Source organism: Gordonia sp. IITR100 (assembly GCF_002009645.1).
Taxonomy (GTDB): Bacteria; Actinomycetota; Actinomycetes; order Mycobacteriales; family Mycobacteriaceae; genus Gordonia; species Gordonia hongkongensis.
The window spans coordinates 38,403-65,080 of record NZ_MVKV01000009.1 but is presented as its reverse complement, the minus strand read 5'-3'; the positions used below and the strand labels follow the sequence as shown (position 1 = coordinate 65,080).

The following is a 26,678-nucleotide window of genomic DNA, read 5'->3' as shown; positions in this document are numbered from 1 at the left end:
GATCGGGTCGGGTCTGGTCGGGGGCTGGTCGGTTTGTCGCCGGCCGACGCCGGCACGATCACCCTTTTTAGAACATGTTCTAGTCTTGCATGCCTTCGCTCCCGGCGGGACCCATCCGGGTGGTGTCCCCAAGAATGTGGACACGCCAGCTGTCAGATCGGGACCAGTTGGTGCAGTTTCGCGCTCCGACGGGTGATATGTCCGACTCGACACGTAGCTTTGATCGAGGTTTCAGTAACGTGAAGCTGAGTAAAGGCTGAGAGTCTCGCATGTGCCTCGTGGGGGTGTTGGTGAACGACGAGCAGACGACCTCGATCGACGAGGATTCGTCGGAGGGTCATGCGGCGATCCGGGTTGGGATGGTCGACGACCATCGGTCCCCGATCTGGGGAATCGAACGAGTGTTGGACACAGTTTCGGACATCTCGTTGGTCTGCTCGGCGACGACGGTTGCCGGCGTGCTCAGTGTCATGCAGCTCGACGTGGTCCTGCTGGACCTCCGTCTCGACGACGGCACCACGCCTCGCGAGAACGTCAACGCATTGTCGGCGGCCGGAGTGGCCACCGTCGTGTACACCTCTGGAGAGCATCCGGCGCTGTTGAGATCGGCGGCGCGCGCCGGAGCGCTCGGCGTGGTGCTCAAGTCGGCGGACGAGTCGGTCATCATCGACGCCATCCGGGCGGCCGCCGACGGCCGGGCGGTCCTCACCACAGAATGGGCTGCCGCCATAGACGGCGACCCCGAGCTGGCGACTGTCGACCTGTCGCCTCAGTTGCAGAAAGTGTTGGCGCTGTACGCGTCCGGCGAGACGTCGGCCCGAGTCGGGGCTGCTCTCGGGGTCTCCGCGGAGACGGTCAACGAGTACCTCAAGCGGATTCGCCAGAAGTATGCGGACGCCGGGCGGCCGACGCGCACCAAGGTGGATCTCTTCAAGCGTGCCGTCGAAGACGGATGGCTCCCGGTGCCGCAGCGGTACCGGCACGAGGGACGGTCAACACCTGACGGGGCCTGGGGGCGAACGAAACATGGCTGACGGCATGGCAGCGGGAGTCGAGTCCCCATTTCTGGGTCTACCGACAGTTACTACGCCGTCTTAACGTTGGAACAGATTGATTTGGGGCGTCGGGGACACACGAGATAGCGCCGGTCTGAACAGGGGATGGGAACAATGACGGTCACTTCAGATATCTTCCGAGCCAGGACGGCGGCCGCACCGCGGCACGGAGTCGTGCCACGGCAACGTTCCAAGCCGGTTGATTACCTGGTTCCCGTCGAACGCTCAGCGGCAGTGACACGTCCGAGTCTGTCGGACCGGGAGGTCGAGGTTCTGCTCGCCTGGCTAGCCGCCGAGTCCAAAGAAGATGCCGCCGCACGACTCTTCATCTCGGCGTCCACGGTGAGCACGCACCTTGCGCGCATCCGGGCGAAGTACACCGCGGTCGGGCGAAGTGCGCCGACGAAAACCCACCTTTTCGCGCGAGCACTCCAGGACGGTTACACCGGTCTCGACCAGTGGTGAGGCCCGGCCCTCGAATAGTGAGCGCTCAGCGCAGGTCGCGTTCGATACGCGGCCAGGTCTGGTACAGGTCGTCCTGCCAATAACCCCATGAGTGGGTACCGGTCGGGCGGAAGTTCACCTGAACCGGGACGTCGAGCGCACGCATACGCTCGACCATCTGCCGGGTGCAGATGTCGATGGCGACCTCGATCCCGCCGCCCACGATCGCCTGGTTCGCCAGCGTGAAACCGTCGCCCGCGATACTCGGGTCGGTCAGCTGCTCGTGGACACCCGGTGCTCCCGTCCCGGTCGTCATGTAGACCTTGCTGCCGCGCAGCTTCGCCGCGTTCAGGTAGGGATCGTTGGCTCGCCAGCCGGGACCGTCGAGCGGGCCCCACATGTTGGTCATGTCCGCTTGACCGCGGTCCTCGACGACCAGCCGGATGTACTGCTGGCCGGCCGGGTCGCTGGTCCGAGCGCACCCGCTGAAGGCGGCGACGGATCGGTACAACCGGGGGCGGCGATGGCGAGATTGAGCACCGATGTCCCCGCCATCGAGATCCCGGCGATCGCGTTGACGCCGGTGGTGTCGAATTCGTCGTCGATGAGGGGCGGCAGTTCCTTCGTGAGGAAGGTCTGCCATTTGTTGCGCCCGAGAGCGGGATCGTCGCGCTGCCAGTCGGTGTAGTACGAGTAGGCGCCACCGATCGGGGTGACGACATAAGCGTGCCGGTCGGCGAAGTACCGCTTGTAGGTGGTCCGTGCGTCCCAGGTCGCGGAGTCCTCCCCGCCACCGGCGCCGTTGAGCAGGTACAGGGTGGGCGCCGGCCGGGTCCGATCCCGCGGCGTGAGCACCGTGACCGGGACCGTTCGGTTCATCGAGGCGGAGTGGACGAGCAGCGTCACCTGCTGCGGGTCATCGGTGTAGGAGTCGACGATGCGGGAACCGTCGGGGGACGACGGCGCGGCGATCGCCGGGGCCCCGGGAGCGGTCGCGAGGCCCGCGATGACCGCAGCCACCGACAGCAACCCGGCGAGGACTCTCCACCCGCCGGGATGTCGCTGCCGCTGTTCCCGACGACCGATTCCGTTCACATCGCACCCACTCGTTCTCGAGATCCCGTCGGATCGGACGCGCCGACATGCCGGCCCCACAGTCTATGGATCGCCCGCACACAGAAGAACAATACGAGCGGAGATCGCCAGGGCTGTCACCCGAAGGATCGAATTCTCGCCGGCCTAGAGGGCGACCTGGGCGAGGATCGGTGTCGTCGGCTGCGGCGAACCGCCGGCCGGTTCGATGGTGACCGCGAGCACGCTCGACCCGCGCACGTCGTCCACCACCACCGGTGCGGTGTCGTCTCCGGGGATCAGTCCGGCCGGCACCGGCTGCGGTGCGCCGCCCACCAGCCACAACTGATAGGTGCTGTCGGCCGGGATGGGCGTGCGCAGGTCCCGCAGGAGCGCGACCGCCTGGTCGGCCGATTCGGACGTCACCACCGCGATGGTGCCCCGGTCGTCGGCCAATGGCTCGACGCTCACGGACGCGTCCGCGGCGGTGAGTACCCCGAGCACCTCACGTTGGGAGTCGCTGAGCGCCGTCGACGAGGTGGACGACTCGGGGGCGGTGGTGCGACCGATGAGCACGCCTGCCCCGAGCGCCACGGCCACGGTCACCGCCGCGGCCGCCAGGATCGCCGTTGCGCGTGCCGGGCGCCGCGCGGTCCCACCCGATCGATGCTGTCCGTGGCGCGAGTCGCGGGGCCGCAATTCGACCGGCGGCGGTGGCGGCGCGAGGTCGCTCTCGCCGGATCGGCCCGTTCCCGCGGGTGCGACCGGCGGGACGGGATCGACCGCGGCGGCCGGGTTCTGCGGACCCGGCTCGATGCCTGAGGGTAGGTAGGCCTCCGGGGTCAGCGCCGCACCCTCGAAGACGTGCTGCAGCACCCGGTCCCGGAGTTCGGGCGGTGCGTCGAGCGCATAGGTCGTCGCGAAACCCGCCATGGCCGCTTGGATGTCGGCGATCTGGGCGTCGTGTTCCGCCCGCTCGTGCGGTGGAAGTGCGGCGAGTTCTGACTCGACGCGTCTGGTCTCGTCGGGGGTCAGCGCGCCGACGGCGAACAATTCGACGTGGTCGTCGAGCCAGGTGGCCCCGCGGTCCCCGGTCGTATCGGATGTGGTCATTGTGGGATCAGGCGTCCTCGTGCGTCCTCAGGCAGGTTCTCAACCGACGCAGGCCATCTCGAATCCGAGATTTGATGGTGGGCAAGGGGGTATCGGTGTGCCGGGCGACCTCGGGATAGGTCAGGCCCCCGAAATACGACATCTCGATGCAGCTCCGTTGCAGTTCCGTGAGCGTGCCGAGACATGTTCGTAGCGTACGCGCCTCGTCGGTCTGCACAACGACCTCGAGCGGTATGTTCCGCGGTGTCTCCACCGAGACCGCGCCGTACTGCGACATGCGCTGTTGCTGGAGCTCCTCGGATCGGACGCGGTCGACGGCCCGCCGGTGGGCGATGGTCATCATCCATGTGATGACCGAACCGCGCCCGGGCTGGTACTCGCCGGCCTTCTGCCAGTACTGCAGGTACGCCTCCTGGACGATCTCCTCCGCGTACTGACGGTCCCGCACGACGCGGAACGCGAGTCCGTAGATCCGTGAACTCGTGCGGTCGTACAGCGTGGAGAACGCGGTCCGGTCGCCTGTCGCGGCTGCGGCCAGCAACTCCCGCAGCATCTGTGCTTCGCCCCCGCGTCCGTGGTGCGCGTCGGTGGCCGCGCTGCCATCGTCCGGTGTCACGGTTCCACGGTAACGAAGACGTAGGGATTTCTCGGGTGATCGTCGATCCCGGGGCTACCGATCGCGAATCCATGGATCACTGACCTGCAGATCACCGGTTGGCGGCGCGGCGGTACAGGATGAGCGAGGCGGGTATGCACACCGCCAGTATGACCAGCGCCGATCCCACCGAGTATCCGACCGCGTGGTCGGCGACCCATCCGGTGGCCTCGGGGAAGGTCGGCGGTGCCTCGTTGCCGAAGAGCTGCCGGGACGCGGTCGCCACTGCCGTCACCGGATTCCACTCGGCGATCGCGCGCAGCGGACCCGGCAGGCTCTGGGCGGAGATGAACGCGCTCGACAGGAACGTGACCGGGAACATCCACAAGAACCCGATGCTCTGTGCGGCTTCGACATTCGGCGCGGCGAGACCGGTCACCGCACCCACCCACGCCATGGCGAGCGCGAACAATCCGATGATGCCGAAGGCGAGGGCGGCGTCGCCGGCACTGCCCTGGACCCGCCAGCCGATGGCGAGCCCGCACGCGACCATCACCGCGAGGCCGACGACGCCCAGGAGCATGTCCGAGGTGACACGGCCGCTGATGACGCCCAACCGGGACATCGGTAGCGACCGCAGCCGGTCGACGATGCCGTCGGAGGTGTCGTTGGCCAGGCCGACCGTGGTGAAGGCCGCGTTGAAGACGACGGTCTGCGTGAAGATGCCGGCCATCAGGAATTCCCGGTAGGAACCCCCGCCGAAGGTCGCGCCGAAGACGTAGGCGAACAGGAACACGAACATCAGCGGCTGGATGGTGGCACTGATCAGCAGGGTGGGAATTCGCTTGACGGTGAGCAGGTTTCGCTCGACCAGCACTGCGGTGTCAGTGAGCATGGAGTCGATCCGTTCGGGTCGTCGGGGCGTGGGAGAGATCGGGATCGGCGTCGGCCACCGTCGGGATGACGGTGGTCTCGGCATCGGCCGTGGCCGATGTCTCGCCGCCGTGGTCACTGCCGCCATCGTTGTCCGGCGTGTCCCGCTCCGTGAGGGCCAGGAACACATCGTCGAGGGTCGGCGTCGCGACGGTGGCGTCGACGACGACGATCCCGGCGGCGTCGAGCGCCCGGACGGCGGCGACCGCGCTGCGGCTCCCGTCGCTGACCGGCAGGGACCACCGTGAGTTGTCGGTGTGTGCCGGGTCGGGGCGATCCGACTCGTCGAGTCGTTCGGGCATGCCGAGTCCGACCTCGGCGAGGGTCGTGGCGACCAGCTCGTCGTGAGCGGTCCCGTCCGAACGCACCTCGATGGTGAGGATCGACGCACCGGTGGAGGCCTTGAGGTCGGCGGCACTGCCCTGGGCCCGGATCGTCCCGTGGTCGATGACGGTGATCTCGTCGGCCAGGGCGTCGGCCTCTTCCAGGTACTGCGTCGTGAGCAGGACCGTCGCGCCGTTCGCGACCTGTTCGGTGATGACCTCCCACATCTGGCGTCGCCCACGGGGATCCAGCCCGGTCGTCGGTTCGTCGAGGATGACCAGGGACGGTCGGTTGATCAGGGCGCCGGCGAGATCGAGCCGCCGGCGCATGCCGCCGGAGTAGGTACGCATCGGGCGGTCGGCGGCGTCCTGCAGGGCGAGGTCGGCGATCAGTTCGCGCGCCCGTGCCGAGGCCTCGCCCCGGGAGAGTCCGTACAGCTGACCGACCATCCGCAGGTTCTCGAAACCGGTCAGGTTCCCGTCGACGGCGGCGTACTGCCCGGACACGCCGATGATCTTGCGGGCTGCGCCGGGATCGGCGAGTGCGTCGACACCGTCGACCACGACGCTGCCCTCGTCGGGTTTCATCAGCGTCGCCACCGCGCGGACGGTGGTGGTCTTGCCGGCTCCGTTGGGGCCGAGCAGCGCGTGCACGGTGCCGGCGGGCACGGTCAGGTCCAGGCCGTTGAGGGCATGAACGCGGCGACCCCGGCCGAACAGCCCGGTGCGGAACGTCTTTCGCAGGCCGCGCAGCTCGAGGGCGTTGCGGGCGGGGGAGACGCCATCGGTGGACGTCTCGCCGGGAGTCGTGACCGGACCGGACGGCGACGCTGTGGTCCCCGGAGTGGTTTCGGCCGACGTGGTGTCAGCCATACTGTGCCGCCCCATGTGTGACCTCCCTTTCACTGTTCTGCGAACGTTCCATCGCGCGGATCAGGCTGGCGGGCCGCATGTCTCGCCAGTTCTCCTCGACGTACTCGAGGCACTCGTCGTGACCCGACGGACCGAACACGACGGTCCAACCGTCGGGGACGGGGGCGAAGTCCGGCCACAAGGAATGCTGGTTCTCGTGATTGACGAGGACGTGGAAGGTCCCCTCGGTGTCGTCGAACGGGTTCGTCATGATTCCTCCTCCTGTGCTGCGATTCCCGGTGTGCCCGGGTCTGATTCGATCGGGCCGGATTCGATTGCGGTCAGCCACTCGGAGACGTTCTCCGGCAGCAACATGCGTGCGTGGGTGCTGGTCGCCTCGACCTCGACGACGCGACCGGTGACCTTGCTGTGCCAGTCGGCGACCGCCGGCGGACCGTCGTGCGCGTCCACGGTCGCGGTGACGAAGGTGAGGTCGCCGTCGAAGACCCGGGGTTGCCAGTTCCGCGCCAGCGGTGAGGCGTGGCGGAACACCTCGTGCACGGTCGTGAGCGTCTCCTCGGACAAGCCGCCGAGCGCGCCGCCCGCCGCGGAGATGACACGGAACGCGTCCGCGACCGAGGGCTCGGTGCCCTCTTCGCCACCCTCGGGGACGTCGAGTCCGAACTCGCGCATGAGTTCTGCGATCGACGCCTCGGTGTCGAGGTCGGGCCGTTCGGCGACGACGTAACTGTCGAGCACGACGAGTTGCTCGACGGTCTCGCCGGCCTCCTGGAGTTGCACGGCCATCTCGTGGGCGATCAACCCGCCCAGCGACCACCCGAGCAGATGGTACGGCCCCTCCGGTGACACCGTGCGCAGCTTCGCCACGTACACCTGGGCGAGGTCGGCGATCGTCTGCGGGCACGGATCACCGGCGAGCGCCGGGTGCTGTAGGCCGTAGACCGCGCGGTCGGCGGGCAGGTGGGGCAGCAGGGAGGTGAAGCTCCAGGACAGTCCGATCGCCGGGTGGACCACGAACAACGGTGCGGGAGCATCGCTTCCGGCGTCGTTGCTGGTGCGGCGCAACGGCAGGAGGGTGTCGAGACCGGAGGCCGACGGTCCGGTGTCCCCGTCGGAGTGTGCCCCGCCGTCGAGCAGCTCGGCGAGTTCGGCGGGACTCGGGGCCCCGAACAGCGATTGCGCCGCCAGGTGCTGTCCGGTGAGCTCGCTCAGCTTGCCGGTCACGGCGGTGGCCATCAGGGAGTTGCCACCCAGGTCGAAGAATCCGTCGTCGGCGCCGATGGCGTCGAGGTCGACCTCGAGTACCTCCGCGAAGACGCGGGCGATGGTCGTCTCGGTCCCGGGGGCCGGCGCTCGGCCCGAGGCGGAGACGGCCGGGGTCGGCAGCGCCGCGCGGTCGAGCTTGCCGGTGGGGGTCAGCGGAATGTCCTCGAGCACGGAGACGGACACCGGCACCATGTGCCGCGGCAGCCGTCGTCCCACCCGGCGCCGCAGGTCGGCGGGATCGGGTTGGTGCCCGCCGGTCGCGGTCACGTAGCTGCGCAGGATCGCCTGGGCACCGGTGCCGTCCACGAGTGTCACGGCGAAGTCGACGTCGGGTTCGGCGGCGAGCGCGTCGTCGATCTCACCCAGTTCGATGCGGAATCCGCGGACCTGCACCTGGGAATCGCTGCGGCCGACGTAGACGAGCTGCCCGTCACCGGTCCAGCGGACCAGGTCGCCGGTGCGGTACATCCGTTGGCCGGCGAACCTGGGCCCGGTGACCATCGGAGCCGGGACGAACCGGACCGCGGTGAGGCCGGGCCGACGGTGATAACCGCGCGTGAGCTGCACGCCGGTCAGGTACAGGTCGCCGGTGACGCCGGGCGGCACCGGGTGCAGCCGATCGTCGAGGACGAGCGCGCCGACGCCGTTGTTCGGCGTGCCGATCGTCAGCGGCGTGTTCGGGGTCAGCGACCGGCTGCCGGTCGTGATGATCGTCGTCTCGGTGGGTCCGTAGACGTTGATCATCGTGCGACCGGGCGACCAGCGCCGCACGAGGTCGGTTCCGTAGGCCTCGCCACCGACCGCGAGTGCGCGCAGTGACGGCACGGCGGCGGGATCCATGCTGGCCACCGCGGCGGGGGTGATGAACGCATGCGTCGCCTGGCGCGCCCTGATCACATCGCTGAGCGCGGTGCCGCCGTAGACGTGGGGTTCGACGATGGTCAGTGCCGACGAACCGGCCAGCGCGAGCAGCATCTCCAGCAGGGAGGCGTCGAAACTCGGTGAGGCGAAGTGCAACACGCGGGACGTGGGTCCGGGGTTCATCCGTTCCGCGAGTTCGTCGTGCACCGCGCGCAACCCGCTGTGCGGGACCAGGACGCCCTTGGGCTTACCGGTCGATCCCGACGTGTAGATGATGTACGCCAACTGATCCGGGCGGATCGTCGACGCCCGCTCGGCGTCGGTGATCGGCGCCGGCGAGGAGTGCTTCATGCGGGTCCGGGTCGACGCGGCGTCCAGGACGAGGGTCGGTATCTCGCTCCCGGCCGAGCTCTCCGCGATGCGTTCCCACGACGACGAGGTCGTCACGACCAGCTGCGCGCCGCTGTCGCCGAGCATGTGCGCGATGCGGTCGGCGGGATACTCGGGGTCGATGGGAACGTATGCGGCGCCGGCCTTCACGATCGCCCAGATCGCCACCAGGGAGTCGATGGAACGGCTGATCGCCATCGCGACCACCGGTTCGCGGGACGACCGGACGTCGGGACCCTCGGTCCCCGGCTCGTCGTCCGAGCGCGAGTAGGCCCCCACCCCGCGGCCCAGGAGGACCCGGGCCAGCCGGTTCGAGCGTGCGTCGAGTTCGGCGTAGGTGAGCGTCTCAGGGCCCTCGCCGTCCGCGGTGGGCTGCCCGATCGCGGCGAGCCCGTCGGGGTGCCGCCGCACCGCATCGGCGATCAGCACGTCCAGCGTCGTCGGTGCGTTGCCGCGCGGTCCGAGAGCGGGGGTGCGCTCGGCCACCTCGAGGGGGTCGGTGATGCGGATGTCGCCGATCGCGCGTCCGGGGTCGCCGAGCATGCCGCGCAACACGCGCATGAGCCGCGTTCCCAGCATCTGGGCGTCGTCGTGGCCGTATCGCGCCGCGTCGTAGGTGATCTGGACGGCGGCGTCGGTGTCGGAGTCGGTCGCGCCCAGGCCGGTGACGGTGAACTGCAGGTCGAACTTGGCTGCGAGGGACTCGAATTCGGCCACCTCGGCCATCAGGTCGTCGTCCATCGGAACGGCGGTCCCGGCAAGGGAATCCGCACCGCCCACCGGGGTCGGCGCGCCACCGGCGAAGTCGTGCACCGACAACGCCACCTGGAAGAGCGGGTGTCGACCGTGCGCGCGTTCGGGATTGAGCGCGGTCACGATGTCGTCGAAGGGCACCCCGCGGTGATCGAGGGCGTCGATGTCGGTGTCGCGGGTCCGGCGGACGAGTGCGGCGACGGTCTCCGCGCTGCGCAGGTGGCTGCGCAGCGGCACCATGTTGACGAACATGCCGACCACGCCGCTGTAGTCGCGGTCGACGCCGGTCATACCGGTGCGGTTGTCGACCGGACTGCCGATGACCAGGTCGTCGCCGACGCCCAGACGGTGCAGCAGGATCGCCAGTGCGGTATGCAGGACGGAGAACGGCGTCGTCGACTGTTCGCGGGCGAAGGCGGTCAGTCCCGCCCGGGTGTGTGCCGGGAGCGGCAGACTCACCGACCGGGCACCGGAACCGCGTCTGCCGCCGCCGACCGGTTCGACCGTGCTCTCGGCGGGCGCACCCGCGAGGTGTTCGGTCCAGAATCCCAGCTCGTCGGTCGCCGCGGGCGCTGTCGCACTTTCGACGGCGTGGTCGCGGTAGTCGAGAGCGGCCGCATCCCAGGTGTCGGCGCGGCCGGCGCGTCGTTCTCGGTAGGCCTGCGCCAGGTCGCCGACGAGGGTCGGCAACGACGCGCCGTCGGCGGCGATGTGATGCACGACGAGCAGCAGGATGTGCGTCGCGGTCTCGCCACGCGCACCGGGGTCCGCGACGACCGCGGCACGCAGCGGCGCCTCGGTGGTCGGGTCGATGGGCGTCGACGCGAGGCGCGCGATCTCGCTCATCAGTGCGTCGGGGTCCGCGGGGAGGACGGGGGTCAGCGAGCCGACGACGGCCGCGGGATCGTCGAGCACCCGGCCCGTCGGTGTCCCGTCGACCGCCTCGAAGACCGTCCGCAGGCTGGTGTGCCGGGCGACGACATCGGTGAGTGCGCCGCGGAGGGCCGCGAGATCGATGTCCCCGGTCAGTCGCAGGACGAAGGGCATCAGGTATTCGGTCGACGCGGGGTCGGCCGCCGCCAGCGACCACAGGCGGCGCTGGACCGGCGCGAGCGGGAATGTCTCCCGTCGGACCGGGCGACCCGACGACTCGTCGGACTCCGCGGTCGGTGCCCAGTCGGCCGGCAGGCTGATCAGGTCCGCGAGGGCTTCGGCGGTCGGGTGGTCGAAGACGTCCCGGACGCGGAGGCGGCCGTCGGCCGACACCCGGTTGATCCGACTGACCAGGGTGGTCGCCTGCAGCGAGGTGCCACCCAGCAGGAAGAAGTCGTCGGTGGCACCGATCTCCTCGCGAGCGAGGCCGAGCACGTCGGCGACGATGCCGACCAGCGCGGTCTCGGCATCACCGCGCGGTGCGCGACCGACGGACGACATGCTGCTCGCCGACGGCTCCGGCAGTGCCCGCCGGTCGAGCTTGCCGTTGCCGGTCAATGGGATCTCGTCCAGCACGACGATCGCGGACGGGATCATGTGGCGCGGCAGGCGGCTGCGGACCGACTCCAACACCTGTGCGGTGTCCACTGTTTCCGGGGCGTCTGCGGACTCGGGGTCGCCGGCCGCCCCGGCGGAGCGCGTCACGTAACCGACCAGGGTGGCCGATGCGCTCTCGCCGCGGACGACGGTGGTGGCGAAGTCGATTCCGTCCACGGCCGCCAGTGCCGCACTCACCTCGTCGAGTTCGATGCGGAAACCGCGGACCTTCACCTGGTTGTCACTGCGACCGTGGTAGGTCAGCGCGCCGTCGGCGTCGCGGTGCACGATGTCACCGGTGCGGTACATGACGGCGCCGTTTCCGTCGGGGGAGGCCACGAACCGGCCGGCGGTCAGGCTGCGCCGCCCCAGGTAGCCCCGTGCCACTCCCGGCCCGGTGAGGTAGAGCTCGCCGGGGACGTGGTCGGGCAGCGGGCGCAACCGGTGGTCGAGGACGAGTGCGGTGCATTCGTGGACCGGCGTGCCGATGGTGATCGGCTCACCCGGGTGCAGCGGCGCCGACATCGTCGCGACGATGGTCGTCTCGGTCGGTCCGTAGGAGTTGATGTAGCGACGGCCGGTTCCCCAGCGCGCCACGAGTTCCGGAGTGCTGGCCTCGCCGCCCACGCCGAGGGTCCGAAGGTGGGGGAGCGGATGGGGTGCCGCGGCGGCGAGGGCCGACGGCGTGATGAACGCGTGGGTGACCTCGCGCTCGTCGAGGAACTCGACGAGTTCGTCGCCGCCGTAGATCGTCGTCGGTGCCACCACCATCGTCGCGCCGGACTCGACAGCGAGGAGGAACTCCAGCATCGATGCGTCGAACGAGGGGGAGGCGAACAGCAGGGTGCGATCGCCGGGGCCGACCTCGTACCGCTCCCGCTGGGTCTGGGCGAATGCGGCCAGGCCGCGGTGGGACACGCTGACGCCCTTCGGTTTTCCGGTGGAGCCGGAGGTGTAGACGATGTAGGCGATCGAATCCGGGTGCCGGGCCGGGGGCCGGAAGCCAGCGCGCTCGCCGGTGCGCAGATCCTCCGGGGTCAGCCACCAGATGTCGTGCGGCACATCGCGACGGTGGTCGGCGCTGCTGATGCCGAGGATGGCGCCCGAATCGGCGATCATGTGGGCGATCCGCTCGGCCGGATAACGCATGTCGACCGGCAGTGCGGCCGCGCCCGCCTTCGTCACGGCCCACGTGGCGATCACCGATTCCAGGCTGCGATCGACGGCGATCGCGACCACGTCCTCGGTTCCGACCCCGAGATCGCGCAGGGTGAGTGCCCAGCGCGCGGAGATCCGATCGATCTCGGCGTAGGTGAGCGTGCGGTCTCCGTCCTCGACCGCCACGCGATCGGAGTGGTCGATGACGGTGTCGGCGAGAATGTCGGCGAGATGCCGCGGCTCGATCGAGCGGTGGTCGCGCACAGCCGGATCGGCGGTGGCCGCGAGATCAGCGGCCCCGGCGAGGTCGTCGAGCGGTGTCGACGGATCCGCGGCGACCTCGCGTGCGAGATCGACGAACATCCGGGCCAGTTCGCTGACGCGCTCGTGCGTGTGGACATCGGTCGCATAGGTGAACCGCGCGCGCCCATTGCGGATTCGCAGTTCGAGGTCGAACCGGGCGGCCGCGGTCTCGATCTCCTCGGCGACGACCTGCAGGCCGGGCAGATCCACCCTGGTGTGGTCCGGTTCGAGGGTGTCAGAGACCCCGGCGTCGAACGCCAGCGCGATCTGGAATATCGGATGCCGGTCCGTGCGAGGCGGATTGAGCATCGAGACGATCTGCTCGAACGGCATGTCGGCGCCCGCCAGCGCGTCCAGATCGCGGCTGCGGACGGAGTCGAGCAGGGCCGCGAACCCCTGGCTCCCGTCGACCGGGGTCCGGAGGACGACCGAGTTCACGAACATGCCGACGATGTCGGCGAGCCGGGGATCGGCGCGTCCGGCGACGGGGGTGCCGATCACGATGTCCGACGCCGAACCGGCGACATGAACCTCCGGGTCGGCGTTCAGCCGATGCAGCAGCGCGGCGAACACCGCATGCACGCACATGAATTCGGTCGCCCGGCCGCCGCCCAGTGCGGACAGGCGGCTGCGCAGTTCGGCGTCGAAGTCGACCTCGACCACGCCCGCGGTGCGGGCGGACCCGCTCGGCGCGTCGGGCACGAGGATCGGACCGACATCGATCCCGTCCAGGTCCTGTCGCCACCGGTCGGCCAGATCGGTCCGGGTCTCGAGGTGATCGGCCTGCCAGCGCAGGTAGTCGCGATAGTCCAGGGCCGGCGGAGCGGCGGTGACCGCGGCTTCGGTACCGTTCTCGGCCGCCGTCCGCAGTTCGGCGTAGGCGGTGGTGATGTCGCGGTGCAGCGGCACCATCGACCAACCGTCGGCCGCGATGTGGTGGATGACGAGGGTCAGCTTGTGATGCGCGGTGTCACTGTCGATCCGGTGCAGCGCGACGCGCAGCGGTACGTCGACGGTCAGGTCGAACGGACGACGCGCCAGCGCCTGCGCCTGGGCCGGCCACTCCGCCGAAGTCGTCTCGACGACGGTGAGTTCGGTCTGCACCTCGTCGGTGGGACGTACGTCCAGGTCGGGGCGCCCGTCGTGCTCGGGATAGACGGTGCGCAGCATCTCGTGGCGGTCGACGGCGTATCGGAGCGCGCCGGAGAGGGCGTCCACGTCGAGATCGCCACGCAGATCCAGCGCGAAGGCGATGGCGTAATCGGCTGTCGACGAACCGTTGTCGGAGTCGGCTAGACCCGGATCGGCCTCGGCACCGCCCGCGAGCTGGTTGAGGAACCAGAGCTGCTGCTGCGCGGGTCCCGGTCGCGCCGGGCTGTCCGGATCGTGCCGGAGGTCGGCGAGCGTCCGCGCCTCGACGAGGGCGGTGTCACCCTCGTCGGCGCCGCCGAGCCGGGCGATGCCGGCGACGGTCGAGTGGTCGAAGACCTCGCGGACGGGGATTCGTCGCCCGGTGAGACTCTCGAGTGCGCCGACGATCTGGGTCGCCAGCAACGAGTTGCCGCCGAGATCGAAGAAGTCATGATCGCGGCCGATGGTGCCCGGCTCCAGCTCGAGACGCTCGGCGATCAGATCGGCGACTGCCTGCTCCAGGGGGTTGCGCGGCGCGACGAACGCCACGTCGCCGTCCACCGATCCCGGCTCCGGCGCGGGCAGTGCCCGGAGGTCGACCTTGCCGATCGGGGTCGTGGGGATCTCGTCGAGCTCGATGATCGTCGACGGGATCATGTGCCGCGGCAGGCGCTGTGCCAATCGGTCTCGCACCGCAGCGGCCTGCCCGTGGGCGCCCGCGGTCACGGTCACGTAGGACACGAGATGGGCGCGGTCGCCCTCGCCGTGCGTGGTGGTGACCGCCGCCCGCACCGACTCGTCGGCGACCAGGGCGGCGTCGATCTCACCGAGTTCGATGCGATGCCCGCGGATCTTGGTCTGATGGTCGGCCCGCCCGCGGAACTCGAGTTCGTGATCGGAGGTCCACCGGACGAGGTCGCCGGTTCGGTACATGCGCTCGCCGGGATCGCCATAGGGGTTGGCGATGAAGCGTTTGGATGTCAGCGGTCGGACGCCGTGGTACCCGCGGGCGAGATGCTCACCGGCGATGTACAACTCGCCGATCGCGCCGGGGGCGACCGGACGCAGGCGCTCATCCAGGACCAGCGCGGAGATGCCGCGGATGGGCCGGCCGATGGTCAGCGTCGTGTAGTCGGGACTGATCGGCGCCGACACCGCGGCCACCACGGTGGTCTCGGTGGGACCGTACGCGTTGAACAGCTTCGGGCCGGTCGACCAGGTGCGGACCACCTCGGAGTTCGGGTGCTCGCCGCCGATGACGAGTGCCTCGAGATCGGGGACGTCGTCCGGGGACATGGTCGTCAGCACCGACGGGGTCAGGAACGCGTGCGTGATCCGCGCATCGCGCATCAGCTCGGCGAGTTCGGTGCCGCCGACGATCCCCGGCGGCACGATGTGCATGGTCGACCCGGCGGAGATCGCCATCAGGATCTCGAGTACCGACGCATCGAAACTCGGCGACGCCATGTGCATCGTCCGACTGGTGGGCGTGATCCCGTACTGCGTGACCTGTTGCGCGCCGAAGTCGGCGAGTCCGCGGTGGCTGACGACGACGCCCTTGGGCGTGCCGGTGGTCCCCGATGTGTAGATCAGGTAGGCGGGCTGGTCGACGTCGAGGACGCCTCGTCGCTCCGAGTCCGCGATGGGCTCCGTTGATTCGGCTTCGACCCATTCGCGGATCGCGGGGTCGTCGAGGACGACTGTGCTCAGAGCGGGCCCGGCGCCGGGATCGGACGACCGATCGGTGACGAGCAGTCGTGCGCCCGAGTCGGTCAGCATGTGTTCGATGCGGCCGGACGGATACGCGGGATCGACCGGGAGCCAGGCGGCTCCGGTGCGGGCGATCGCCCACATCGCGACAATCCACTCGACACTGCGCGGAAGTGCCACGGCCACATGGTTTTCAGGCCCGGCGCCACCGTCGATGAGCGCCCGCGCCAGCTGGTTCGACGCCGCGTCGAGTTCGCGGTAGGTCAGCGACCGGGTGCCGTCGGTGACCGCGACGCGGTGTGGCGAGGACTCCGCGGCCGCCGACAGCAGCCGGGTGAGGTGTTCGACCGGACGGCGGCCTTCGCCGACTGCCGGGACGAGATCGAGACGCTCGTGCAGGTCGAGCACCGGCAGGTCGCCGATCGGGGCGCTCGGGTCCGCGGTCGCCGCCTCCAGCATGCGGACCAGGCGCGAACCGAGTCCGGCCACCGTGTCCCGGTCGAAGAGAGCGGTGGCGTAACCGATCTCGAGGGTGAGGCCGGCGGGCTCGCCGGTCGCCCCGCGCACCTCGGTGAACGTGAACTGCAGATCGAAGGTGGTGCGACCGGTGTCCACGCGGGATGCGGTCGCCGAGAGCCCGGCGAAGTCGAGCCGGATGGCGGAACGGTCCTCCAGGGCCATCGACACCTGGAAGTACGGGTGGACATTGCCCGAACGGGCCGGGTTCAGTTCGGTCACCAGTCGGTCGAACGGCATGTCGGCGTTGTCGAACGCGTTCAGATCGGTGTCCCGGACATGTGCCACCAGGTCGGCGAACGGCAGGTCCTTGTCGACGACGGTGCGCAACGCCAGCGTGTTGACGAACATGCCCACGAGGTCGTCGAGGTCGGCGTCGCCGCGTCCGGACACCGGTGTGCCGATGATGACGTCCGAGGACTGCGCGAGGGAACGGAGCAGGAGCGCCACCGAGGCGTGGAGCACCATGAAGACAGTGGCGTCGGCCTCGGTCGCGATGGTCCGGATCGCGCCGTAGGTGTCGGGGTCGATGGTCGAGGTCACCGACGATCCGGACCGACCGGTCACCTCCGAATCCCGGCCTCGGGGACGGTCCAGGGGCAGCTCGGTCTCGCCCGGCGCCCCGTCGAGGGTGTCCCGCCAGAACTCGAGTTCGGCCGCGGCATGCGGACTCTCGTCGAGCCATGCGTGACGTGCGGCGCTGGTCTGCGAGTAGGAGACCGGCAGCTGCGACCATTCGGGCTCGATGCCGTCGCGGCGGGCGCGGTAGGCCGTGGCCAGGTCGCCGGCGAGGGGGGCCAGCGACCAGCCGTCGGCCGCGATGTGATGGACGACCATCGTGAGTCGATGATCGTCGTCGGCGGTACGGACGAGGCGCGCACGGACGGGGATCTCGGCGGCCAGATCGAAGGGGAGCGAGGCGAAGTCGCGGTCCGGGCACTGGGCGACGTCACCGGTCGCGAGGACCGGCAGGTCGACGTCGACCGCGTCCGGGTCGATCGCGGAGATGCATGCCACACCGTCGATCTCGGCGACGACGCTGCGCAGCGGCTCGTGTCGGCGGACGACGTCGACCAGGGCCGTCCGGAGTGCGTCGGTGTCGAGTGCGCCGACGAAGCGGACGGTGAACGGCATGTTGTAGGTCGCCGAGGACGCGGAGTCCAACCGTGTCGCGAGCCACAGCCGATGCTGGGCCGGGGACAGCGGCACGGCTCCGGAGACGGTCCGCCCGGCGGTGTCGTCGGAGGGGACCGAGGCGGAGCCGACGGCCGGCTCATAGGTGTCGACGCCCAGGTCGGAGAGGGCCGCTACTAGGCCGGCGAGGTCGTCGGCGTCGAACACCGTACGGATCCCGATCCGATGGCCGGTGGCGCGAGACAGCCGCGAGGCCAGCCGTGTCGCCGACAGTGACGTCCCGCCGATCTCGAAGAAGTTGTCGCTCAGCGACACCGACGCCGGAGCCGTGGCGGGAGCCTCGTTCGCCACCTCGTCGGACATGCCGTCGCGCAGGTCGAGCACATCGGCGACGGACGCCACGACGAAGCGTTCGAGCGCGGTACGCGCGGGGACGAACTCGCGGTGGGTCCGCAGGTCGGGCCGCGGCAGCGCACGGCGGTCGAGCTTGCCGTTGGCGGTGGTGGGCAGTGCGTCGAGGACCATGATCGCGGTGGGGATCATGTGATCCGGTAGCGCGGTTCGGAGTTCGGCTCGCAGGTCCTTGTCGGTGAGTCCGGTGCCGGTGACGTAACCGACGATCGTGGGCTCACCGGCGACCAGATCGTCCCGGATGACCACGCCCGCGGCGGTCACGCCGTGCAGCCGGCTGAGGGTCGACTCGATCTCGCCGAGTTCGACCCGCTGGCCGCGGATCTTGACCTGTGAGTCGGTGCGACCGAGGTACTCCAGCTCGCCGGAGGCGTTCAGACGGACGAGATCGCCGGTGCGGTAGAGCCGTTCGCCCGGCACGGCCGGCGAGGCGACGAACCGTGATGCGGTCAGGTCCGCGCGGGAGCGATAGCCGCGGGCCAGCTGGATGCCGCCGAGATAGAGTTCGCCGATCGCGCCGGGCGGTTGCGGCCGCAGGCGGTGGTCGAGCACGTGGACACCGGTGTTCCACACCGGGGAGCCGATCGGGATCACCGGGACGTCGGCGCGGCAGTGGTCGTGGTGGGTGACGTCGATCGCGGCCTCGGTGGGGCCATAGAGGTTGTGGATCGGAGCGGACGTCAGCATCGCGGCGGCACCGACCGTCGCGGGAGTCAGAGCCTCACCGCTGGTGAAGATGCGGCGCAGGCTCGTCAGCTCCGATGCATCGTCGGCGTCGAGTGCCGCGGTGAAGGCGGCGAGCATCGAGGGCACGAAATGCAGTGTCGTGACGCGGTGTTCGGCGATCACGTCACGCAGATACCAGGGGTCGCGATGACCGTCGGCAGTCGGTACGACCAGTGCCGCGCCGGTGGTGAACGGCCAGAAGAACTCCCAGACCGACACGTCGAAGGTGGACGGGGTCTTCTGCAGCACCCGGTCGTCCGGTGCGAGCTCGTAGCGGGCCTGCATCCACGCGAGGCGGTTGACGATGGCGCGGTGGGTGATGACCACGCCCTTCGGCTTGCCGGTGGAACCGGAGGTGAACAGCACGTACGCGGCCGTGTCGGGGCCCGGGGGCGTTGTCGCCGCGGCGACCCCTTCGTCGGCACGCAGTTCGGCCAGCACCGTGTCGGTGATGACGAGGTCGGGGGCGGCCACCTCGAGGATGTGCCCGAGCCGGTCCGCCGGCTCGGCCGGGTCGATCGGCAGGAATGCGCCGCCGGCACGGATCACCGAGTGCAGCGCCAGGATCTGGTCCGTGCTGCGGGGCAGCTGAACGCCGACGACGCTCTCCGGACCGATCCCGCGCCGGGTGAGTGCCGCCGCGAGCTGTGTTGCCGCGTCGGTGAATTCGCGATGGGTGAGTGATCGCCCGTCCTGCGCGTCGGTGAGCGCGGTGTCGTCAGGGTGGGCCCGGGTCGCGTCGTCGAGCAGGTCGACGAGGGTGGTGGTGCCGTGGTCGACCCGTTCCCCGGTCATGCGCTCGGGTAGCGCTTCGCGTTCGGCGTCGGTCAGGAGGTGCAGGTCCGACATCCTCGTGTCGCCGGGCGCACCGACGAAGGCGGTCACGAAGTCGACGAGACGACGGTGGTGGGTGGTGATGTCGTCGTCCGGGTAGATGTTCGGATTCGCCTCGAGGTCCAGGGTCATCCCGCCGTCGAGGCTGTCGTACACGTTGACCGACAGGTCCTCGATCGGTCCGGTGGACAGGACGTGCAATTCGCCCTTGAGCGGGCCGAAGTCGATGTGCTGGAAGAACAGCATGACGTTGACGAGCGGGCCGAAGAAGCCACGCCGCGCCCCCGCTGCCCCGAGGATCTGGGAGGTGATGTCCTCGTGCCGGAACTTCTGGTGCCGGACGGCGGCCTTGATCTCCGCGTTGACCGATTTCAGGAGATCGGTCACGGTGGCGGAATCGTCGTGGAGCGCGATACGCAACGGGACGACGTTGGAGGTCAGACCCGCCGAGGTGCGCAGCACGTCGCGGTCGCGGGCCGCGACCGGCAGGCTCAGCATGGCCTCGTCGCGGTCGGTGTAGCGCGCGACGTAGGCGGCCACCGCAGCGGTGATGACCGACGCCGGCCGGACCCGGTGGCTGTGTCCGAGCTCGCGGATCCGGGCGACGAGGGTGTCGTCGAGGACCGCCGATCGGACGACCGACAACGGCGCGGCCGGAGCGGAAAGGCTGGTGAGAGTGGTCATCTCGGGCATATCGGCCAGATGGGACGCCCAGTGCTCGCGGTCCTCGGCGAACTTGGCGGAGGCACGGTACTCGCGGTCGAACTCGGCGATGTCGACCATCGACGCGGTGTCCGCGATCGGCGGCGGCGTTCCGTTCACGATCGCCGTGTAATGCGAGGCGACACGAAGCATCATGTACATCGCGGCATAGCCGTCGAAGCCGATGTGGTGACCGTGGCAATACCAGATCGAGTGTCCGGGACCCACTTTGAGCAGGTGTGTCTCGAGGATGTTGTCGGCGAAGACGTCGGAGCTGGCACTGCGCCGGCGGTCGATCCAGGCCAGTGCGGCCGCGCGCGGGTCCTCGGCGTCAGAGAAGTCCTGTCGACCCAGCACCACGTGCTGCGACCGGTCGAGAACCATCATCGGTTCGCCGTCGTCGGTCGGGATCAGCCGCAGCAGCGGGGCCTCGGTCTCACTCTCGGTGAGGGTGACCGCACGCTGCATGATGTCCGGATCGACGTCGACGAGTGGGTCGTCACCGCTCTCGCCCTGCGGACCCGATGTGTCGCCGCGGAATTCGACGAACGCGTCGATGGTCATCGGCACGTCCGGCTCGAGCTGCTGGGCGTAGAAGATGCCGCGCTGAGCGGCGGTCATCGGGATCGTCAGGTCGGTGTCGATGTCGGTAGCAACGGTGTTCCGGACCGCGTCGTCTGTGGTCACGCGTGCCTCCCCTGTGAGTGCGTGCCCGCACGGCAGCGTCGAACCCGGCTCGGACTGGGGGATTCGAACTCCGGTCATCGCTCACGGGGCTGGTGGCCCCGAGTCGAGGACTTGCCGTCAGGCCGCGGTTGTCGGACTGAACTGCGGAGCCCGGGGAGCATGGTGACCGTTCGGCTCACGATCGGCAGCCGAGAATTACCCCCGGCGCTGACACGCCCCCCGTGTTTCGCTCCCTTCCGGCTCGCACTGATTGCTCGCCGGACGGGCTTGTGTCTGGTCGATCTCGTCTCATGGGTGCTTCGCGTGGCGGTGCACCCCAGATGGGTCAGTGCGCGGAAAACTTTCCCGGCCCGGCGTCCTCCGAAACCCCGGGCGGTCGCCAGGACCATCGATTTGGCCGGGACCTGGGCATTCCCCTACACTTGTGGGGTTGCCTGCGGCACCGCTGTGTCGCGAATCGGCTCACGAACCCACTGGGGCGGACGGCCCGGGTGTCACAACCTGGTCAAAACCCCAGGCAGGCGTGTGTTCGATGGCAGCAGACCGTGTGCGTCGGGTCGGAAATCCGCCGTACATAAGAAGCCAGGTCAAGGAGACTAACGAGTGATTCAGCAGGAATCCCGCCTGCGAGTCGCCGACAACACCGGTGCCAAGGAGATCTTGTGCATCCGCGTGCTCGGCGGTTCCTCGCGGCGCTACGCCGGCATTGGCGACGTCATCGTCGCCACTGTCAAGGACGCCATCCCGGGCGGCAACGTCAAGAAGGGTGAGGTCGTCAAGGCCGTCATCGTGCGCACCACCAAGGAGCGCCGTCGTGCGGACGGAAGCTACATCCGCTTCGACGAGAACGCCGCCGTCATCCTCAAGGGTGAGAGCGACCCCCGCGGCACCCGCATCTTCGGCCCGGTCGGCCGCGAGCTGCGTGAGAAGAAGTTCATGAAGATCGTGTCGCTGGCACCGGAGGTGATCTGACATGAAGGTCCACAAGGGTGACACCGTGATCGTCATCTCGGGCAAGGACAAGGGCGCCAAGGGCAAGGTCATCCAGGCCTTCCCGAAGACCCAGCGTGTCCTCGTCGAGGGCGTCAACCGAATCAAGAAGCACACCGCCGCGTCGGCCAACGAGCGCGGTGCCTCCTCCGGCGGCATCGTGACCCAGGAAGCCTCGATCCACGTCTCGAACGTGATGGTCGTGGACTCCGACGGCAACCCGACTCGCGTCGGCTACCGCGTCGACGAGGAAACGGGCAAGAAGGTCCGGATCTCGCGCAAGAGCGGGAAGGACATCTGACATGACCTCTACTGAAACTGTGAACGGCGGCTCCGCAAGCTCCGCCGACAAGATCCAGCCGCGCCTGAAGACTCGCTACCGCGAGGAGATCAAGGACACGCTGAACAAAGAGTTCGAATACCCCAACGTGATGCTGATCCCGGGCGTCGTGAAGGTCGTCGTGAACATGGGCGTCGGCGACGCCGCCCGTGACGCGAAGCTGATCAACGGCGCCGTCGAGGATCTGGCCAAGATCACCGGCCAGAAGCCGGAGATCCGTCGCGCTCGCAAGTCCATCGCACAGTTCAAGCTGCGCGAGGGCATGCCGATCGGTGCGCGCGTCACCCTCCGTGGCGACCGCATGTGGGAGTTCCTGGACCGTCTCGTGTCCATCGCCCTCCCGCGTATCCGCGACTTCCGCGGCCTGTCGGACCGTCAGTTCGACGGCAACGGCAACTACACGTTCGGCCTGAACGAGCAGTCGATGTTCCACGAGATCAACATCGACAACATCGACCGGCCCCGCGGTATGGACATCACCGTCGTGACGTCGGCCACCACGGACGACGAAGGCCGGGCGCTGCTGCGTGCCCTGGGCTTCCCGTTCAAGGACAACAACGTTAAGGACAACTGACATGGCAAAGAAGGCTCTGGTCAACAAGGCCAACAAGAAGCCCAAGTTCGCCGTGCGGGCCTACACCCGGTGCAACAAGTGCGGCCGCCCGCACTCGGTGTTCCGCAAGTTCGGCCTGTGCCGAATCTGCCTGCGCGACATGGCACACGCCGGCGAGCTGCCGGGCGTGCAGAAGTCCAGCTGGTGACTCTCACCCGACGGATTTCGTAGCACGAATGCGCTCATGGAGCGCATTCGCACTACCGATTCCCCAGCGGCCCCATCTCGCTTCGGCGAGGTGGGGCCGTTGTCGTGTCACTGCTGAGCGAGCCACTCGTCGATGAGATCGGGGACGCTCTCGATCGACGCGGTGAGCGAACGCTGATAGATGCGGTTGACGATGGGATCGGCCATCTTGCCGAACACCCCGCCGAAACCGGTCGAGGACGTGATCCGACACGTCACCCGGACGCCGTCGGAGGTCTCCTCCAAAGAGATGTGCGTGGTGAACGGGAACGGCGCTTCGACGGTCTGGAACTCCGTCTCCTCACAGGTGTCGACGCGGGTGAACTCTCCCCGCCAGTCCACCGTCCGACCAAGGACGGCCGTCTTACCCTTCCACTGAGAGCCGACGGCGAGTGGCCCATCGGACAGCGGAGTGACCTCGACGGTTCCCGGTAGGTAGGCGGTGGTGTGTTCGGGAGCGGACATGTACTCCCAGACGATGTCGAGTGGTTGCTGGACTGTGACGGATGCGCTGGATTCGGGCATGACGGAACCCTTTGTGTGCGAACGATTGTGGGTCGGCAGGGCCGGAGCCACGCCGCACACCGTCTCGGGGCGGGTGGTGCACGGTCCGAACGAGATGCATCCGCCGGTCAGAGTACTCCCCGTCGGCCCGAAGGCTACGTCCGAATTGTCCCCGATACGTATGTCTAACAAAGACTTTCATGACCGTCGTCGTCATGGATTTCTCCGTCGGAGATCGATCGCTCGTGGACTGATGCCCGACATCGCACTCCTCGGACCGCGTCGTCGTCAGCGGGTGGCGGCCCATTCGTCGACCAGGCGCGGCAGCTTCTTCGCGTTCGCGGCGAGCGATCGCTGATACGCGCGGATCGCCAGCGCGTCGGCGAGCTTCCCGACCGCCCCGCCGACGCCGGCGTTGCGGATGCGATAGGTGAGTTCGACGCCGCGACCAACCTCCGCGAACGTGGCCGAGATGGCGAACTCGAGCGGTGACTCCGTGGAGGAGAACTCGGTGGCGGTGTGCGCATCCACCCGCGTGAACTCGCCGGTCCACTCGACGGCGCGGCCGAGCCCCTTCATCTGGCCGCGCCAGACGGTCCCGACCGAGACCGGCCCGTCGGTGACGGTCTCGACGCCGATCACGCCGGGCGTCAGCGCCGCGACGTGCTCCGGGATGAGGCAGTACTCCCACACCGTGGTGAGGGGTTGTCGGACGAGGACGGTCGCACTGGCTTCGGGCATGGCCTCGACGTTACCCGCCCGCCGGATTCGGTAGCCAAGTATGTTCTATGACATCGCTTTTCGCCCGCACCACAGGCCGGTCGCGAACACTATGGAGTTCTCAAAGGGCATGCGCGGCCCGATGGATCGGTGCGCGAAGGTGTTGAGCAGGGCGTCGTCCTCGTCGGGATCCTGCGTCAGCAGTGTTGACGCCGGGTTTTCTCCGGCCGCTCGCGTAGGCGAGCCGGTCATCGATCACCGAGGTGGATCGATCAGGCTGCGGCCCGATCATCGAGAGTCATGGTGCGGCGGTTGAACCGACATAGGCACGCGTGTGCGTTGCCGATCCGCAACCAGCGGTGCGCGATTGCGGGTGCTGCGCCCATTGTGATCAACAGGGTGGACGTCTTGCCGGTTGCCTGTCGGGCCACACCGAGACGGTCGAGCGTGGCAGCTCCGACAGCGGCGTGGTGGCGAGTGTTGTTGTCATGACGGACCTTCCACATCGCAGGACAGAACTGGAGGTAGGGCTTCTCGTCATCGTTGGTTCGACACCGGCGTAACCGCTCGCCGATGTGCGTCTTTCATCTGTGGCCTCTAGGAACTCACTGTATCCGGGGGCACCGACAAGGAGAGAACGGTCGATGGCCCCCGCAACTCAGGCTGATCACCTGGCCGCTCGCCTGCTCAGCGTCGGCGTCGGCGTCGGGCCGCCTTGCGCCGCTGGGCCCGGTTCATTCCGGGGTGCGGGTAGATGACGCGCGGACTGTCGCCACCGGTCGCTCGCTGGTCGTGCACGCCCATCACGAATTGGTGTTCCGGTGCAAGGGTGTAACCCTCTTCCCACGGATAGCTGCCCAGATCGTCAGGCCACACCGCCTGCAAGACCGGAGCGTCGGGGTAGAGGACGTTGGTGACGATGAGATCGGATTTGTCCACCATTTCGATGACGGTGACCGGAACCTCAAGCGAATCCAGTTGTATGGGAACCGAATTCGACACGATCGAGTGCCAGTCATAGGTGTGGAACACGCTGCCCAGCTCGTTGAGAACCGATGCACTCGTTCGTGCATCCAGTCCGTACACCGCCAACTCGGGGAGGTCGTGTAAGCGCAGGCCGGTGGTGTACGCGAAAGAGCAGTCAGGTGCTTCACATTCGGGAGAGTGACACGTGCACTCGTCACTGACGGCCGTCACCGCCCAGCCGCAGCGCCGGATGCGGTCGAGCGTCTCGCGTACCAGCGGGTCGGGGTGCCAGCGAGGCAGACCCCGCAGATCGGAGAAGTGGTGGGTCATGCTCGCTCCTGTTGTTCGAAGGTGGAGCGTAGTAGAGCAGTCGGCACCGACAACTTCGGAAGACGTGCCGAGTTCCGCCTCGTCAGCGACCGAGGATGCCACCCAACACGCCGCCGGCCCCTGACCCGGCCGACCCGCCGCCGCCGGTCCCGCCGACGAACCCGCCGGGCGGGAGTTCGGACGGCTGCACGACGACGAACCCGCGGCCGGAGAACTCGAGGGTGAACCGCTCGCCGGTGCTGCGTCCCATCAGGGTGCCGAGGTTGAACGAGTCGTTGGACTTCACCGAGGTGCGCAGGCTCGACGACCACGCGACCGCGGCCTGCGGGTCGGCATAGGTCGCGGCGTCGACGTTGAGGACGACCGGGGTGCCGTCGGTGGTGATGGCGATCCGGCCGCGCCCGGTGAAGACGCAGTTGAACAGTCCGGCGTTGCTCATCGCGCCGGCACCCTGCACACGGGCGATGTCGTAGGACAGCGAGGAGTCGAAGGCGAGGACGTTGGCGCCGTTGATGGTGAGGCCGTCGGAACCGTCGAGGTCGATGAGGTGCACGTCCGACGCCGCATCGGCCAGGAACAGGTCGCCCTGTCCGGTGACCTTCATCAGCGGAACGCCCTCGCCGGTCATCGCCTGACGCATCATCCGTCCGAGGCCGCCCGAGCCGAGCGCCTCGAACTTCAGGTTGCCCTGGTAGGCCACCATCGAGCCGGTGCGGGCCATGACCTCACCGGCGAGGCCGACCCGGCACATCTTGCTGCCCTGCTTCTGGATGCCCTGCCCGGTGACCTCGGCGTGGGACGGCGCGAACAGATCGCTGTGCATGGGAACTCCCTGTGGTTGGGCGGTGACCGGGGGCCGGGGCGGAGGCGGCGGTGCGGACGGTGTATTCCATTGCGGGGCCGGTGGTTCGGGTGTCGGCGGCGGCGCGGTTGGCGTCGACGCGGCCGGCGGCCAGGGCTGCGGATCGGTGACTCGCGGAGGCAGACCAGGAGGCGGCGTCGCGGGCTCGTCGTCGACCTCGATGCCGAAGGCGGTGGCGAGGCCCGCGAGACCGGCGTCGTATCCCTGGCCGACGGCACGAACCTTCCAGACGTCGTTGCGCCGGTAGATCTCGAGGCACACGACGGCCGCCTCGCTGGTGAGACCGGAGGGGCTGAAGACGAGTTCGGTGCCGCCGCCGGTCAGCGTCGCGGTGAGGGCGCCGGCGGTCGCGAAACTCGCGGGTCCGGTCCCGTCGAGGCTCGCCGCGACGACGACCGTCGCGATCTCCCGAGGCAGCGCGGCGGTGTCGACCGAGATGATGTCGGCCGAGCCGGCAGAACGGTATCCGACGCCGGGGCCGCTGGGCTGGTTGTAGAAGACGAGGTCCGCGTCGGAGCGGACGCGACCGGCATCGGTGAGCAGGATCGCCGAGGTGTTGACCGGCGATGCCGAGCGCACCGAGACGGTCACGGCCGTCGACGGCAGCGGACGGTTCTCCCCGGCGGTCAGCGTGAGCACGGTGTCCAT

Annotated in this window: 16 protein-coding genes and 1 pseudogene; 6 read left to right on the top strand and 11 right to left on the bottom strand. The window is 68.8% G+C overall.

The features are described 5' to 3' along the window. Window positions 1-359: 359 nt before the first annotated feature. Together B1818_RS14280 and B1818_RS14275 are read left to right on the top strand one after the other, a co-directional pair. Window positions 360-1,034 carry a LuxR C-terminal-related transcriptional regulator gene (locus B1818_RS14280; protein ID WP_058252036.1) on the top strand — a complete coding sequence of 225 codons (675 nt, stop codon included), beginning with the start codon at window positions 360-362 and terminating at the stop codon, window positions 1,032-1,034. Between the two features lie 126 nt (window positions 1,035-1,160). Next, entirely contained in the window at window positions 1,161-1,520 is a 360-nt protein-coding gene (locus tag B1818_RS14275; protein WP_091344374.1) for a response regulator transcription factor, read from the top strand. Between the two features lie 25 nt (window positions 1,521-1,545). Here B1818_RS14275 and B1818_RS14270 read toward each other — a convergent pair. From B1818_RS14270 to B1818_RS14240, 7 genes and pseudogenes are all read right to left on the bottom strand, one after another. Then, window positions 1,546-2,507, bottom strand: a pseudogene (locus tag B1818_RS14270) (alpha/beta hydrolase). 231 nt (window positions 2,508-2,738) lie between these two features. Then, window positions 2,739-3,683: an anti-sigma factor gene (locus B1818_RS14265; protein ID WP_058252003.1), complete on the bottom strand. Its 945-nt coding sequence runs from the start codon at window positions 3,681-3,683 to the stop codon at window positions 2,739-2,741. Window positions 3,684-3,690: 7 nt separating this feature from the next. After that, window positions 3,691-4,299, bottom strand: coding sequence for an ECF RNA polymerase sigma factor SigK (gene sigK / locus B1818_RS14260; RefSeq protein ID WP_058252002.1), 609 nt, complete (start codon window positions 4,297-4,299; stop codon window positions 3,691-3,693). Between the two features lie 91 nt (window positions 4,300-4,390). Further along, window positions 4,391-5,173 (bottom strand): ABC transporter permease, encoded by a 783-nt coding sequence (locus tag B1818_RS14255; RefSeq protein WP_058252001.1) that lies wholly within the window; start codon window positions 5,171-5,173, stop codon window positions 4,391-4,393. Continuing rightward, window positions 5,163-6,407: an ABC transporter ATP-binding protein gene (locus B1818_RS14250; protein WP_078113098.1), complete on the bottom strand. Its 1,245-nt coding sequence runs from the start codon at window positions 6,405-6,407 to the stop codon at window positions 5,163-5,165. Before B1818_RS14250 ends, B1818_RS14255 begins: the two co-directional genes overlap by 11 nt. Further along, window positions 6,400-6,657, bottom strand: a complete 258-nt coding sequence (locus B1818_RS14245; protein ID WP_058251999.1) for an MbtH family protein — start codon at window positions 6,655-6,657, stop codon at window positions 6,400-6,402. Before B1818_RS14245 ends, B1818_RS14250 begins: the two co-directional genes overlap by 8 nt. Then, a complete protein-coding gene (locus B1818_RS14240) occupies window positions 6,654-20,519 on the bottom strand; it encodes a non-ribosomal peptide synthetase (protein ID WP_078113143.1) in 13,866 nt (4,621 codons plus the stop codon). The genes B1818_RS14245 and B1818_RS14240 overlap by 4 nt, the downstream gene beginning before the upstream one ends. Before the next feature lie 603 nt (window positions 20,520-21,122). On the opposite strand from B1818_RS14240, the gene rplN reads away from it, so the two are divergent. Genes rplN through B1818_RS14220 form a run of 4 tightly spaced genes read left to right on the top strand, consistent with a single transcriptional unit; the run spans window position 21,123 to window position 22,610 of the window. Then, complete coding sequence (gene rplN / locus B1818_RS14235) at window positions 21,123-21,491, top strand: 50S ribosomal protein L14 (RefSeq protein WP_004019493.1); 369 nt, start codon at window positions 21,123-21,125, stop codon at window positions 21,489-21,491. A 1-nt stretch (window position 21,492) separates the two neighbouring features. Next, the gene (rplX, locus tag B1818_RS14230) at window positions 21,493-21,810 is read left to right on the top strand and encodes a 50S ribosomal protein L24 (protein ID WP_005197643.1); all 318 of its coding nucleotides are present in this window, start codon (window positions 21,493-21,495) and stop codon (window positions 21,808-21,810) included. 1 nt (window position 21,811) lies between these two features. Continuing rightward, a complete protein-coding gene (rplE, locus tag B1818_RS14225) occupies window positions 21,812-22,423 on the top strand; it encodes a 50S ribosomal protein L5 (RefSeq protein ID WP_004019491.1) in 612 nt (203 codons plus the stop codon). 1 nt (window position 22,424) lies between these two features. Then, window positions 22,425-22,610, top strand: coding sequence for a type Z 30S ribosomal protein S14 (locus B1818_RS14220; protein ID WP_004019490.1), 186 nt, complete (start codon window positions 22,425-22,427; stop codon window positions 22,608-22,610). 107 nt (window positions 22,611-22,717) lie between these two features. On the opposite strand, the gene B1818_RS14215 is transcribed toward B1818_RS14220, so the two are convergent. The 4 genes from B1818_RS14215 to B1818_RS14190 form a co-directional block, all read right to left on the bottom strand. Next, window positions 22,718-23,173, bottom strand: a complete 456-nt coding sequence (locus tag B1818_RS14215) for an SRPBCC family protein (RefSeq protein WP_078113097.1) — start codon at window positions 23,171-23,173, stop codon at window positions 22,718-22,720. A 267-nt stretch (window positions 23,174-23,440) separates the two neighbouring features. Continuing rightward, the gene (locus B1818_RS14210) at window positions 23,441-23,893 is read right to left on the bottom strand and encodes an SRPBCC family protein (protein WP_078113096.1); all 453 of its coding nucleotides are present in this window, start codon (window positions 23,891-23,893) and stop codon (window positions 23,441-23,443) included. A gap of 666 nt (window positions 23,894-24,559) precedes the next feature. Continuing rightward, complete coding sequence (locus tag B1818_RS14195; RefSeq protein WP_078113093.1) at window positions 24,560-25,168, bottom strand: DUF4262 domain-containing protein; 609 nt, start codon at window positions 25,166-25,168, stop codon at window positions 24,560-24,562. An 82-nt stretch (window positions 25,169-25,250) separates the two neighbouring features. After that, complete coding sequence (locus B1818_RS14190) at window positions 25,251-26,678, bottom strand: AIM24 family protein (protein WP_078113092.1); 1,428 nt, start codon at window positions 26,676-26,678, stop codon at window positions 25,251-25,253.